Origin of the sequence: Lacisediminimonas sp., from assembly GCF_030645335.1 — a bacterium.
GTDB lineage: Bacteria > Pseudomonadota > Gammaproteobacteria > Burkholderiales > Burkholderiaceae_D > Lacisediminimonas.
In genome coordinates this window covers 1-13452 of sequence record NZ_JAUSNH010000063.1, presented here as the reverse complement: position 1 = coordinate 13452, position 13452 = coordinate 1, and the positions used below count along the sequence as shown (strand labels likewise).

Annotated in this window: 12 protein-coding genes; 5 read left to right on the top strand and 7 right to left on the bottom strand. The window is 60.8% G+C overall.

What is annotated here, in order from left to right; genetic code table 11:
* The 3 genes from Q7T64_RS04755 to Q7T64_RS04745 all read right to left on the bottom strand — a co-directional run.
* Window positions 1-740, bottom strand: a 740-nt coding sequence (locus tag Q7T64_RS04755) for an efflux RND transporter periplasmic adaptor subunit (RefSeq protein ID WP_304792013.1), incomplete at its 3' end; no start/stop codon positions are given.
* Window positions 741-850: 110 nt separating this feature from the next.
* Window positions 851-1294 carry a ribonuclease HI gene (gene rnhA / locus Q7T64_RS04750; RefSeq protein WP_304792016.1) on the bottom strand — a complete coding sequence of 148 codons (444 nt, stop codon included), beginning with the start codon at window positions 1292-1294 and terminating at the stop codon, window positions 851-853.
* A 2-nt stretch (window positions 1295-1296) separates the two neighbouring features.
* Window positions 1297-2112 (bottom strand): class I SAM-dependent methyltransferase, encoded by an 816-nt coding sequence (locus tag Q7T64_RS04745; RefSeq protein ID WP_304792010.1) that lies wholly within the window; start codon window positions 2110-2112, stop codon window positions 1297-1299.
* Here Q7T64_RS04745 and gloB point away from each other — a divergent pair.
* Entirely contained in the window at window positions 2111-2905 is a 795-nt protein-coding gene (gloB, locus tag Q7T64_RS04740) for a hydroxyacylglutathione hydrolase (protein ID WP_304792007.1), read from the top strand. The two genes, Q7T64_RS04745 and gloB, sit on opposite strands and share 2 nt — an antisense overlap.
* A gap of 133 nt (window positions 2906-3038) precedes the next feature.
* The gene (locus tag Q7T64_RS04735) at window positions 3039-4586 is read left to right on the top strand and encodes a transglycosylase SLT domain-containing protein (RefSeq protein WP_304792004.1); all 1548 of its coding nucleotides are present in this window, start codon (window positions 3039-3041) and stop codon (window positions 4584-4586) included.
* Window positions 4587-4657: 71 nt separating this feature from the next.
* Here the strand turns inward: Q7T64_RS04735 and Q7T64_RS04730 are convergent, their stop codons facing one another.
* From Q7T64_RS04730 to Q7T64_RS04715, 4 genes are read right to left on the bottom strand one after another with little or no spacing between them, the layout of a single operon-like run.
* Entirely contained in the window at window positions 4658-6235 is a 1578-nt protein-coding gene (locus Q7T64_RS04730) for an ABC transporter ATP-binding protein (protein WP_304792000.1), read from the bottom strand.
* The gene (locus Q7T64_RS04725; RefSeq protein ID WP_304791997.1) at window positions 6232-7263 is read right to left on the bottom strand and encodes an ABC transporter permease; all 1032 of its coding nucleotides are present in this window, start codon (window positions 7261-7263) and stop codon (window positions 6232-6234) included. Before Q7T64_RS04725 ends, Q7T64_RS04730 begins: the two co-directional genes overlap by 4 nt.
* Window positions 7260-8324 (bottom strand): microcin C ABC transporter permease YejB, encoded by a 1065-nt coding sequence (locus Q7T64_RS04720; RefSeq protein WP_304791994.1) that lies wholly within the window; start codon window positions 8322-8324, stop codon window positions 7260-7262. The genes Q7T64_RS04725 and Q7T64_RS04720 overlap by 4 nt, the downstream gene beginning before the upstream one ends.
* A 48-nt stretch (window positions 8325-8372) precedes the next feature.
* A complete protein-coding gene (locus tag Q7T64_RS04715) occupies window positions 8373-10172 on the bottom strand; it encodes an extracellular solute-binding protein (protein WP_304791991.1) in 1800 nt (599 codons plus the stop codon).
* Window positions 10173-10348: 176 nt separating this feature from the next.
* On the opposite strand from Q7T64_RS04715, the gene fabI reads away from it, so the two are divergent.
* From fabI to Q7T64_RS04700, 3 genes are all read left to right on the top strand, one after another.
* Window positions 10349-11128, top strand: coding sequence for an enoyl-ACP reductase FabI (gene fabI / locus Q7T64_RS04710; RefSeq protein ID WP_304791988.1), 780 nt, complete (start codon window positions 10349-10351; stop codon window positions 11126-11128).
* A 104-nt stretch (window positions 11129-11232) separates the two neighbouring features.
* The gene (gene gstA / locus Q7T64_RS04705; RefSeq protein WP_304791985.1) at window positions 11233-11835 is read left to right on the top strand and encodes a glutathione transferase GstA; all 603 of its coding nucleotides are present in this window, start codon (window positions 11233-11235) and stop codon (window positions 11833-11835) included.
* A gap of 376 nt (window positions 11836-12211) precedes the next feature.
* A partial coding sequence (locus Q7T64_RS04700; protein ID WP_304791982.1) for a DEAD/DEAH box helicase occupies window positions 12212-13452 on the top strand: 1241 nt, incomplete at its 3' end.

The window sequence follows — 13452 nt, the reverse complement described above, 5'->3', positions numbered from 1 at the left end:
GTGGTACCGGGCAAGGAGTCGAGCATGATTTCGATGCCCTGCCCAATCTTGACCGCATCCGCGTATTTTTCGGGAATCCGGAAGTCCACCTTGACGCTGGAGAGGTCTTCCAGGTTGATCAGGTCGGCGCCGTCTTTTACGTAGTCGCCCACACTGACGGTGCGGATCCCGACCACGCCGGAAAACGGCGCGCGGATTTCCAGTTTGGCCAGCCGTGCTTGCGCCAGCGCCAGCTTGGCGTCCAGCACCTGCACGTTGGCAAACGACTCGTCCTTGGCGCGCTCGGAAATGAATTTCTTGCTGGCGAGTTCTTCATTGCGGCGGAAATTGGCGCGGGCGATGTTGAGCTCGGCGCGCGCCTGGTCCACTTCGGCCTGGTTGACGCTGCTGTCGAATGCAACCAGTTGCTGGCCTTTCCTGACCGCTGCGCCATCACTGAAATTCAGTTTGACGATGCGGCCGGCGACTTCGGGGCGCAGGATAACGGACTCATTGGAGCGCAGCGTGCCCACCGAATTGAGCTCTTCCACCAGCTTCATCGTATCGACCCGCACGACGTCGACGGCGACCGGACCGGCGGCAGCACGCGGCGTTCCCGCTTTTGCGCCAGCGGCGGCTCCACCGGCTGCAGTCTGTTCCTGGGGTTTTAACGGGGTGCGCTGCGCGTAGTACGCATAGCCACCAAGCAGTCCAATGCCGATCACGGCAACAACGCTATAACTGATACGTCGGAAGTTCATGTTGTGGTGTTGTCCTGATGAGTCGCAGTGGGGCGTCGCTGTATTCGCCGGTTTGTGCGACAAGCATAAAGCAAATCGGACCCGGCCACCGGCAGCTTGGCCGGCGCCGGCTACAAATCTGCACTGCCTTCTTCGACACCGCGATTTGCCAGCACATCGGCGCGCTCGTTGCCGGCATGGCCGTTATGGCCGCGTACCCAGCGCCATTCGATCTGGTGCTGGGCCTGGGCCTGGTCGAGCGCCTGCCACAGGTCGACATTCTTGACCGGCGCGCGGCTGGCGGTTTTCCAGCCGCGCGCCTTCCAGCCGTGTATCCATTCGCTGATGCCCTTTTGCACATACTGGCTGTCGGTATGCACGACAACCTTGCAGGGCCGCTTCAGCAAATTCAGCGCTTCGATCACGGCGCGCAGCTCCATCCGGTTGTTGGTGGTATTGGGTTCGCCGCCGAAGATCTCCTTCTCCTTGCCGCCGGAGGCCAGCCACGCGCCCCAGCCGCCGCGTCCGGGATTGCCCTTGCAGGCGCCATCGGTATGAATCTCTACGGTTTCCATTGCTACGGTTTCCATTGTTTCGATTGCTGTTCCTGCTGCGTCATTTGTCCTGACCCGGGGCTTTGCTGCACCTGGTTGGTGGCCGGCACTGCTTGTCGGGACGGTGATCTGGTTTTGCTCCATGCCGGGCCGACCATCCGCATGCCCTTGACGCGCTTGATCGCCTGTACCACGTACACCGCGCCGAGATAAGGCCACCAGCGGTCGCCGGCCTTTTCCATGAAGGCGAAACGGTTGAGCCATTTATCGGTGCGAAAAGGCGGCGCATAGCAGCCGAAATGTCCGCGATTGACTTCCATGTTGAGCAACTTGAGCCAGTCCTTGAGCCGGGCGACGCTGATGAACTCGCCGTCCAGCGGCAAAAAATGGGCGCCGGTGAGACGCCCGGCCACCTGGCGCAGGCCCCACATGCTGGCCGGATTAAAGCCAGTAATGATGAGTTGCCCTTCCGGTATCAGCACGCGCTCGACCTCGCGCAAAACCTGATGCGGCTCCTGGGAAAATTCCAGCACATGCGGCAACAGCACCAGGTCCAGGCTCTGGCTGGCAAAGGGTAATTCGGTAAAGTCGTGCACCACGACGACCGGCACTTCCCGCCCTGGCGGCAGCTGCGTGTCGGTCAGCCATTTATGCGGCATGCGATTGGCTGCCAGCCCTTGCAACTGCGGCATCCCGAGCTGGATTGCATTGAATCCGAAGATGTCGGCGGTGAGGGCGTCGAGCCGCGCCTGCTCCCAGCCCTTCAGGTAGACACCCGCCGGACTCAGGAGCCAGGGGTCGAGCGCTATAATGCCCCTTTCTGTTGACTGGTGGTCCATGCTTATGTCGATCAAGAATCCCGTAAAAGTACTGACTGTTCCAGCCTTTTCCGACAATTATCTGTGGCTGGTTAACGATGGCGTGCATGCCGTGGTCGTGGATCCGGGCGATGCCGCGCCGATACTCGCCGCTCTGGACCAGCATCACCTGAGCCTTGCGGCTATTCTACTGACACATCACCATGCTGACCATGTCGGTGGCGTGCCGGCACTGCTGGAACGCTTCGATGTGCCGGTGTTCGGCCCGGCAAAGGAAGCAATCCCGGCCATTACCCGCCGCCTCGCCGAAGGCGACCAGGTGACGATTCCCGAGCTCGACCTGGAGTTTGCCGTACTGGATGTGCCCGGCCATACCGCCGGCCACATTGCCTATTATGCGGCGCGCCAGGATTGGCTGTTCTGCGGAGACACGCTGTTTGCCGGTGGCTGCGGCCGCCTGTTTGAGGGAACGCCGGCACAAATGGCTGATTCACTGGGCAAACTGGCAGCGCTGCCCGATCGCACCCAGGTGTATTGCGCCCATGAATACACGCTGTCGAACCTGCGCTTTGCACAAGCCGTGGATGAAACCAATGCCGCGCTGAAGCAGCGGGTGCTCACTGAAACAGCAAAACGCGCGCGCGATGAGCCCACCGTGCCGTCGACCATCGGTGTCGAAAAGGCAACCAATCCGTTCCTGCGTTACCGCGATCCGGCAATTATCGATAAACTCGCCAGCGAAGGTAAAATTTCCTCCAGGGAACCTATTGCCGCCTTTGCTGCCTTACGCGAGTGGAAGAATTCCTTCCGGTAAGATTTTTGTACGGCAGCTTGCGTTCGGTCACTTCGCGGCCGCTTTTCCTTGACTCACTGAAACACCGGTACTTACACTGCCGGCAAAGCTGACTCGTGCTGGCCGTCCTGGGTCGGGACCATCATCGGAACCCATGAAACGAACAAGAACAAGCATACTGATCAGCGCAGTACTCGCCACTGCCGGCTTGCCGGCTGCCGTCCAGGCCTCGGACATTTCGCTGTTCGCGCACTTGCCGAGCGTCGCTGCCGAGTCAGATCCGATCGCGGTGCAGGTGCTGGGCATGGAAGAAGTCGATGTGTGGGGTCGCATCCGCAAGGGCTTTGGCATTCCCGACATCGAAAACCAGTTGGTCACCCACCACGTCAACTGGTACTCATCGCGCCCTGATTACATCCAGCGCACCACGACGCGCGCGTCGCGCTACCTGTTCCATGTCGTACAAGAGCTTGAAAAGCGCAACATGCCCACCGAGCTGGCGCTGCTGCCCTTCATCGAGTCGGCATTCAACCCGCAGGCCGTATCGACGGCGCAGGCAGCGGGCATGTGGCAATTCATTCCGTCCACCGGCCGTGACTTCAACCTGAAGCAGAATTTTTTCAAGGATGAGCGGCGCAGCGTGCTGGCGTCGACCGATGCCGCTCTGAGCTACCTGCAAAAGTTGTACGGCATGTTTGGCGACTGGCAGCTGGCGCTGGCGGCCTACAACTGGGGCGAGGGCTCGGTGCAGCGGGCGATCAACAAGGCAAAAGCGGCAGGCCGCGGCACCGATTACACCAGCCTGATGTCCTACATGCCGGCCGAAACCCGCAACTATGTGCCGAAGCTGCAAGCGGTAAAGAACATCATTGCCCATCCGGAGAATTACAACCTGAAGTTGCCCAAGGTAGATAACCAACCCTACTTTGTCACGATCGGCAAGACGCGCGACATCGACATCAAGGTGGCAGCGCAACTGGCGGAATTGTCGCTGGATGAATTCAAGGCGCTCAATCCGCAATTCAATCGTCCCGTCATTACCGGCGGCAGCAACACGCAGATCCTGCTGCCGAAATCAAATGCGGAAAAATTCCGCTCGAACCTGTCCAATTGGGGACGCAATCTCTCTTCGTGGACCGCGCACCGGGTCACCAATGCGCGGGAACGGATCGATGCGATTGCAAAAAGGTTCCGCACCACGCCCGAGATCCTGCGCGAGGTGAACCATATCCCGCCGCGTATGGCGCTCAAGGAAGGATCGACTATCCTGGTGCCAAAGGCGGAAGACTCGATCGAGAAAGACATCGCGCCGGAACTCCTTGACACCGCCCGCATGACAATGGAGCCGGAAGCATCGCCGACGAGGAAGATACGGGTTACCGTTGGCGCCAAGGACACACTGGCATCGATCGGCCGCCGGCATGGTGTCAGCGTGGCGCAGATAAAAACATGGAACGATTTGAGCAAGGATACCGTGGCCCGGGGCCAGAAGCTGGAATTGGAAGTGCCTAATAAGCGCGCAGTCGCTACCAAGGGCACCACTGGCAAGAAGACCACGCAGGCTGCATCGAAAAAAACCGGGAAGACGAAGGTCGCCGCAAAATCGAAAAAACCGCCCAGGAAGCCAACTGCTGTCGTGAAAAAGCCGGTCAAGAACGGCGGCGCAACAGCGACCGCGAAGGCAGCGGACAAATCAGGCTGATTCAGATGTAACGACGCCCGCCAGCGTCACGCTCATGACGCTGGTCGGGAGCTCGCCCCCGACCTTGGTCGTCATAGCGTCGAATAAGTCGCAGCTGCCAGCAAACTCTTCGTATAGTCCGCGGCCGGATGCGTCAGCACCGACTCGCTGGTGCCGGACTCCACGACTTTCCCGTCCTTCATCACGATGACCCGATGCGCCATCGCGCGGATCACGGCAAGATCGTGGCTGATGAACAGATAAGCCATGCCGTATTTCTTTTGCAGGCCGGCCAGCAACTGCAGTACCTGGAACTGCACCGACACATCGAGCGATGAAGTCGGCTCATCGAGCAGGATCAACGAGGGCTTGAGCACCAGCGCGCGTGCGATCGAAATCCGCTGCCGCTGACCGCCAGAAAATTCATGCGGGTAGCGCGACATCATGTCGGCTTGCAGACCCACCTCTTCCAATGCCTCACCGACTGCCTGCCGCAATTCCGGACGGGATAGTTCCGGCCGGTGCAGCGCCAGTCCTTCGACCACAATTTGTTCGACTGTCCGCCGCGGCGACAAGGATGCGAACGGATCCTGGAACACCACCTGCATGCGCGAGCGCAATGGCCGCACTTTCGCACTGTCCATTTCGCTGATCGGCTGTCCGACAAATGCAATGCGTCCTGACACCCGGGCGGTGGATAGCCGCAGCAATGCCATGCCCAGCGTCGATTTACCGGAACCGGATTCACCGACGATGCCCAGCGTTTCACCCTGGCGCAATGTCAGGCTGACGTCGTCGACGGCAACGAAATCGCGCTTCTTGAACCAACCCGTGCGGATTTCGAAAATACAGCGCACCCGTTCACCTTCCAGCAGCAGGCCCTGGCTGTCGCCGACTGGCTCGACCAGACGGTCGGGATGACTGGCCAGCAATTTCCGGGTGTACGCCTCGCGCGGCGCAGTAAAAAGTTCTTGTGTACTGGCGGTCTCGACCAGCAAGCCTTTTTCCATCACACCCACACGGTCTGCAAAATGCCGCACCAGGTTGAGATCGTGGGAGATGATCAGGACTGCCATGTTTTCTTCGCGCTGCAACTGGTTCAGCAGCTCCAGTATCTGCACCTGGATGGTGACGTCGAGCGCGGTGGTGGGCTCATCGGCAATCAGCAAGCGCGGCCGGCAAGCCAGCGCCATGGCAATCATCGCGCGTTGCCGCTGCCCGCCGGATAGCTGGTGCGGATAGGCCAGCGCGCGACGGGCCGGCTCCGGTATGCCGGTCTTGTCGAGCAATTCGACCACCCGCTTTGCCGCTGCCTTTGCGCTCAAGCCCTCATGCAGCATCAGCACTTCGGCAATCTGGTTGCCAATGGTGAACAGCGGGTTCAGCGCGGTCATCGGCTCCTGGAAAATCATCGCGATGTCGCGCCCGCGCAATGCACGCATGGCGGCGGCCGGTTTCTGCAAGATGTCGTCGCCTTCGAACAGGATCTCGCCGCGATACGACGCGTCCTGGTTCAGGCGCAGCATCGACAATGCCGTCACCGTTTTGCCAGACCCGGATTCGCCAACCAGCGCGAATTTTTCACCGGGGGCGATCGAGAAGCTGACGCCATCGACCACCGTGGCCGGGCCGAATGCGACAGCCAGGTTGCGCACTTCGAGCAAGCTCATGCCTGCCTCCGGACATCGAGCGCATTGCGCAAGGCATCGCCGATATTCGTTAGCAACAAGAGCGTGATACTGAGCACGCCAAAGGTGGAAACCGCAATCCACCAGGCGTCGAGATTATTTTTACCCTGGGCCAGCAGTTCGCCCAGGCTGGGCGTCGGTGGCGGTACGCCAAGACCGAGGAAATCCAGGCTGGTCAATGCCAGGATCGCCGCGCTCATCCGGAACGGCAGGAAGGTGACGACCGGCGTCATGCTATTGGGCAGGACATGCCGCCAGATGATCTGCGCGTTGGACAAGCCGAGTGCACGCCCGGCTTGCACGTATTCCAGGTTGCGGTTGCGCAGGAAGTCGGCCCGCACATAGTCGGACAGCCCCATCCAGCCGAACAAGGACAACAGCAACAGCAGCAAGCCGATGCTGGGGTCGAAGATCGACGCGAAGATGATCAGCAGGTACAACTCCGGCATCGAGCCCCAGATTTCCATGAAACGCTGGAACAGCAAGTCGTTGCGGCCGGCGAAATCACCCTGTATCGCGCCCGTCAGCAAGCCCAGGATCACGCCGGTTACCGTCAGCGCCAGCCCGAACAGGATCGAGATGCGGAATCCATACAGGAGCCGTGCGAACACATCGCGTCCGCGGTCGTCGGTGCCGATCCAGTTCTGTGCTGTCGGGGGCGCCGGATTGGGTGACTTGGCGAAATAATTCAGCGTGTCATACCGATAGCGGTTCAATGGGTAGATGGCCCAGTTGCCATCCTGATGGAACTGCTGCTCGATGAAGGGATCGAGATAGTCGGCCGGCGTATCGAAGTCGCCGCCGAACACGCGCTCCGAATAGTCCTTCACGATCGGAAATACCAGTTCCCCCTTGTAGCGGGCAACCAGCGGACGGTCGTTGGAGATCACTTCGGCCATCAGGCTCAAACCGAACAGCACCACGAAAATCAGCAGGCTCCAGTAGCCGCGCCGGCTTTGGCGAAAGCGCAACCAGACGCGGCGGCCCGGCGAAATCGACGGCGCGATCATCGGGCCAGGCTTTCAAACTGCACGCGCGGATCGGCCCACACGTAGCACAGGTCACCAAGCAGCTTGACCACCAGGCCGATCAGCGTGAACAGGTAGAGCGTACCCATCACCACCGGGTAGTCGCGCCGGACCACCGACTCGTACGACAGCAGGCCCAGGCCATCGAGCGAGAACAAGGTTTCGATCAGCAGCGATCCGGCGAAAAATGCGCCGATGAACGCCGCCGGGAAGCCGGTCACCAGCGGGATCAGCGCATTGCGGAATACATGCTTGTACAGCACGGTCTTTTCAGACAAGCCCTTGGCGCGGGCGGTCAGCACGTACTGCTTGCGTATTTCTTCCAGGAAGGTATTTTTGGTGAGCATGGTCATGACGGCAAAAGCGCCGGCGACCGAGGCGGTCACGGGCAAGGTGATATGCCACAGGTAGTCGGTGACTTTACCCGCCCATGACAGGGTCTCCCAGTTGTCCGAGGTCAGGCCGCGCAGCGGGAACCACTGTACGAAACTGCCGCCGCCGAACAGCACCAGCAGCAAGACGCCGAGCACGAAACCCGGTATCGAATAACCGATCAGGACGGCAATGCTGGTAACGACGTCAAAGCGGCTACCTTCGCGGATTGCCTTGCTGATCCCGAGCGGGACAGAAATGAAATACGCCAGGAAAAAAGTCCACATGCCCAGGGAAATCGATACCGGCAACTTGGATTTGACCAGCTCCCACACATCCTTGTGATGGTAGAAGCTTTGCCCGAGATCGAAGGTGGCGAATCCCTTGAGCATTTGCCAGAAACGCTCCAGCGGCGGCTTGTCGAAGCCATACAGCGCCTTGATTTCCTTGACCCGCTCGGCGTCGATGCCTTGCCGGCCGCGATATTGCGCAGCGCCGCCACCGCTGGCTTCGCCACCGCCGGTCACGGCGCCCTGCTTCAATTCCATCAAGGCCTGCTCGACCGGCCCGCCGGGAACAAACTGGATCACGGCAAAGGTGATGGCGATGACGCCCAGCAGCGTCGGGATCATCAGCAGGATGCGCTTGGCAATATATGACCAGATATTCATGTTTCCTTCTGCGTCCGTGGACCCTGCCTGACGACGACGATTACGGCGTCAGCGCGGCTTGGCCTGCCACCAGGTCGAGATGACATAGGGATCCGCCTGGTAGTACAGCGGCGCTTTTTCGGGAATGCCAAATCGACTGCGGTAAGCGACCCGATGGGTCGGCGAAAACCAGTGCGGAATGGCGATATATTTATGCAACAGCACACGGTCGAGCGCACGCGAGGCCGCGATCAGCTGCTCGCGGGTCTCGGCCGCCACCAGCGCCGCCACCAGCTTGTCCACTGCCGGGTCCTTCAAGCCCCAGACATTGTTCGATCCCTTGATATCGGCCGCTTCGGATCCGAAAATGTCGAACATTTCGTTGCCGGGGCTGGTAACGTCGGCCAGCCGCTGGGTGGTCATGTCGTAGTCGAATTCTTCCATGCGTTTTTGCACCAGCGCGTAGTCGGCAGTGCGCTGGGTGACCTGCACACCGAGCTTGCGCAGGTTGCGTACATAAACGCTGATGACCCGCGACAGGGCCGACTGGTCATCCAGGATCTCGAAGCTGTACACCTCGCCACTGGCATTGCGCAGCGCGCCATCGCGGTACTCCCAGCCGGCCTGGCGGAACAGTTCGCGCGCCTTAAGCAGGTTGGCGCGCAGCGACGCGGGCGGCTCGGTGGCGGGCGGGATCGGCGCCGGACCGAATACGGCAGGGTCAAGCTGGCTGCGCAGCGGCCCGAGCAAGCTCAGTTCAGCCGCGCCCGGCATGCCAGTTGCACCCAGTTCGCTGTTGCTGAAATAGGAGTAAAGGCGCTGGTACTGGTTGTAGAACAACTGCCGGTTCATCCATTCATAGTCCAGCGCCAGGCCCAGCGCCTGCCTGACCCGCGGGTCACGGAACTGCGAACGACGCAGGTTCATCATGAAACCTTGCATGCCGGCGCCGTTGGAGTGCTTCAGTTCGCGCTTGACGATCTCGCCGCTGCGAAATTTCGGACCGTTATAGGCGCGCGCCCAGTTCTTGGCACTGTACTCGACCACGACATCGAACTCGCCTGCCTTGAACGCCTCCAGCCGCGCCACATCGTCCTTATAGAAACGGTAGACGATGCGCTCGAAATTGAACATGCCGCGCCGGGTCGGGATGTCATTGCCCCAATAAGCCGGATTGCGGCGGTAAACGATGGAGCGGCCAACGTCGTAGCGGTCGATCAGGTAGGGGCCGGTGGCGATCGGCGCGGCCAGCTGTATCTTGTCGAACTCGGTGCCGGCGCCCCACTTGCGCGAAAAGACCGGCACGCCGCCAACGATCAGCGGTAGTTCGCGATTGAGCCGCTTGAAGTCGAAGCGCACCGTGCGTTCATCCAGCACCACGCATTGCCCGACGTCGGCAAAGACCGACTTGAACTGGGGCGCGCCCTTGGCCAGCAAGGTGTCATAGGAATGTTTGACATCGGCCGCCAGCACCGGGTCGCCGTTGTTGAAACGTGCTTTCGGATCGAGCCGGAAAATCATCGACATGCGGTCCGGCGCCAGCACCATGTCTTGCGCCAGCAGGCCGTACATGGTTGCGGTTTCGTCGGAAGAGCCGGTGGCCAGGGTCTCGAACATCAGGTTCGACAATCCTGCGGCGGCCACGCCTTTGAGCGAATAGGGATTGAACTTGTCGAAGCTGGTGCGGCGGTCCGGATTAGCCAGGAACAGTTCGCCGCCGCGCGGCGCGTTGGGATTGACGTAATCGAAATGCCGGAAACCGGCCGGATACTTGGGCTCGCCATACAGCGCAAATGCATGCGCGCCCCATGCGTGGGCGCCGGCCAGCGTGGCGGCGATGAAGAAGATTGTCGAGAAGAGTCTTACCATGCAAGCGCTTGCCCAGGGGAAATCGACCGCCGCGTCCTAAGGCACGCACGCGCGCCAGGAAATGCCGGCTATTGTACCTAAAGGGCCGCGCCCGGTCGCTGATGAACCGGTCGCGGTTGCCCTGTCTTGCCTGAGGACCTACAATCTCCGCCATCCTGACCTCTCGGAGTCCCACCATGGCGTTCCTGCAAGATAAAAAAATACTGATTACGGGACTGCTGTCGAACCGTTCCATCGCTTACGGCATTGCCCAGGCCTGCAAGCGTGAAGGCGCCGAACTGGCATTCACTTATGTCGGCGACCGTTTCAAGGATCGCACCATTGAATTCGCCAAGGAGTTCGGCAGCGAATTGATTTTCCCGTGCGACGTCGCCAGCGACGAGCAGATGGATGCGCTGTTTCGCGACCTCGGCCAGTCCTGGCAGCAGCTCGATGGCCTGGTGCATTCGATCGGCTTTGCCCCGCGCGAGGCGATTACCGGCGACTTCCTGGAAGGCCTGTCGCGCGAGGGTTTTCGCACTGCCCATGAAATTTCAGCCTACAGCTTCCCGGCGCTGGCCAAGGCGGCCCTGCCCTTGCTCAAGCCCGGTTCGTCCTTGCTGACACTGACCTATCTCGGCGCAATCCGCGCCACGCCCAACTACAACACCATGGGCCTGGCCAAGGCGTCGCTCGAAGCGAGCGTACGCTACCTGGCCGAGTCGCTCGGCAAGAAGGGCGTGCGCGTCAATGCCATTTCGGCCGGCCCGATCAAGACCCTGGCGGCCAGCGGCATCAAGGACTTCAGCAAATTGCTGGGCATCGTCGCCACCCATGCGCCACTGCGCCGCAATGTCACGATTGAAGACGTCGGCAATGTCGCCGCGTTCATGCTGTCAGACCTCGCGGCAGGCGTGACGTCGGAAATCACCTACGTCGATGGCGGTTTTTCGCATGTGATGTACGCGCCGGAGTAACGGCCGGCAATCGACAGCTTCGCCTTTCGCCAATCCGCACGTCATGCAGGAATGCTGGCGTGCCAGCGAACACCAACCTGACACGACCTGACCACAAGGAGATCATGAAACTTTATTACGCCCCCGGCGCCTGCTCCATGGCGCCACACATCGTTGCCTGCGAAGCCGGCATTGCCCTTGAGCTGGAGCGGGTCGACATTCCGAACAAGAAGACGGCCAGCGGCGCCGACTTCTGGGCCATCAACCCAAAGGGCTATGTGCCGGCGCTGGATACCGGCAAAGGCGTGCTGACTGAAGTTGCCGTGTTGTGCCAGTACCTGGCCGACCAGAATCCGGCGGCCGGGCTGGCCCCCGCGGCCGGCAGCTTCGAGCGCTACCAGTTGCAGGAAGCGCTGAATTTCGCAGCAACGGAAATGCACAAACAGATCGGCGCACTGTTCAATCCGGCCATGACGCCGGAAATGAAAGTGGTCCAGGGCAATGTGGTTGCGCGCAGGCTGAAAGCGCTGGAGAGGCTGCTGGACGGCAAGCAGTACATCATGGGCGAGAAATTCACTGCGCCGGACGCTTATCTGTATACGGTGCTGCGCTGGACCAAGCCGCACAAGATCGACATGGCAGAATTCCCCAACGTCCAGGCCTACATGGCGCGGGTGGCTGCGCGTCCGAAAGTGCAGGAAGCATTGCAGTCCGAAGGCTTGCTGTAATCGCTTGCTGACTGGCAAGTACTTGGGCGGGGCGTGCCGACGCAGCCCCCCGCCTGCTGGCGCCTTGGGCGCCAGGCAAAGAGAATAGTGGACATCCCGCGCATAAGCTCCTATAATTGCGCGCTGTGCTCTTAACAGGGCACAATCGCTGCATCGCAAACCCTCGCTGGTCCAAACGAAGCCCTCCCGCCCCCTGGTGTCGCCTACGACGGACACCGCCCCGGCGCAAAGCTTTTGTGCCGAAATCTCTCTGAGCCCTGCAGTCCTCATTGCTGTTTCGCAGTTTCGCTGGTTCGCGTTGCTTTTCCCGCGCCATGAGCGCACTTCGACCTGCAGTCGCATGCAGCGCGAGGTATTGATTTTGACGAAAGAAACTATGACTTTTGAAGCACTGGGTCTCCATCCCGCCATCCTTAAAGCAATCACCGAATCCGGCTATACAGAGCCAACCACGGTCCAAAGCCAGGCAATTCCAGCCGGCATCCAGGGCCGCGACCTGATGGTCTCGTCGCAAACCGGCTCGGGCAAAACAGCTGCATTCATGATCCCGGCGCTGCACCTTCTGGCGTCCGCCGTTGCGGCCGACCCGTCAGGCAAGACACCTAACCAATTGAGCCAGGCTGCCCGTGCACGCGGCGAGCGCCCACGCTTTCGCGCTGCCACACCGCGCGTTTTGGTGCTGACGCCAACGCGCGAACTGGCATTGCAAGTCACCACGGCAACTGAAAAATACGGCGCACACCTGCGCGGCATCAAGGCAATTTCGATCCTGGGCGGCATGCCTTATCCAAAGCAGATGCAACTGCTGGCACGCAATCCGGAGATCCTGGTCGCCACCCCTGGCCGCCTGATCGACCACATGGAATCGGGCAAGATCGATTTCTCGGAACTGCAAGTGCTGGTGCTCGATGAAGCTGACCGCATGCTCGACATGGGCTTCGTGGAAGACATCGAACGCATCGTCGCCGCGACCCCTGAAACCCGTCAAACCATGCTGTTCTCGGCTACGCTCGACGGCATGGTCGGCAAGATCGCCGCACGCATCACCCGCAACCCGCTGGTGGTGCAGATCGCCAGCGCCACAACACGGCATGAAAACATCCAGCAGAAGGTCCACTTCGTCGACGACCTGTCGCACAAGAATCGCCTGCTCGACCAGATCCTGCGTGACGTATCGATCGACCAGGCTGTGGTGTTTACCGCAACCAAGCGCGATGCCGACACGATCGCGGACCGCCTGACCATCGCCGGCTTCGCAGCCGCTGCGCTGCATGGCGACATGCACCAGGGCGCGCGCAACCGCACGCTCGACAGCATGCGTCGCGGCCAGGTGAAGGTACTGGTTGCCACCGACGTTGCCGCCCGCGGCATTCACGTCGACGGCATCGACGTGGTGATCCACTACGACCCGCCCGAAGACCACAAGACCTATCTGCACCGCTCGGGCCGTACCGCCCGCGCCGGTGAGAGCGGCGTCGTTGTGACCCTCGTGTTGTGGAACCAGCAACTCGAGATCGAGAAGCTGCAAAAGCGCATCGGCGTGCGGATGCCGATCCTCGAGGTCTTCTCCAACGACAAGCGGTTGGAAGACCTCGCGGCCTGGGATCCGCTCAGCGA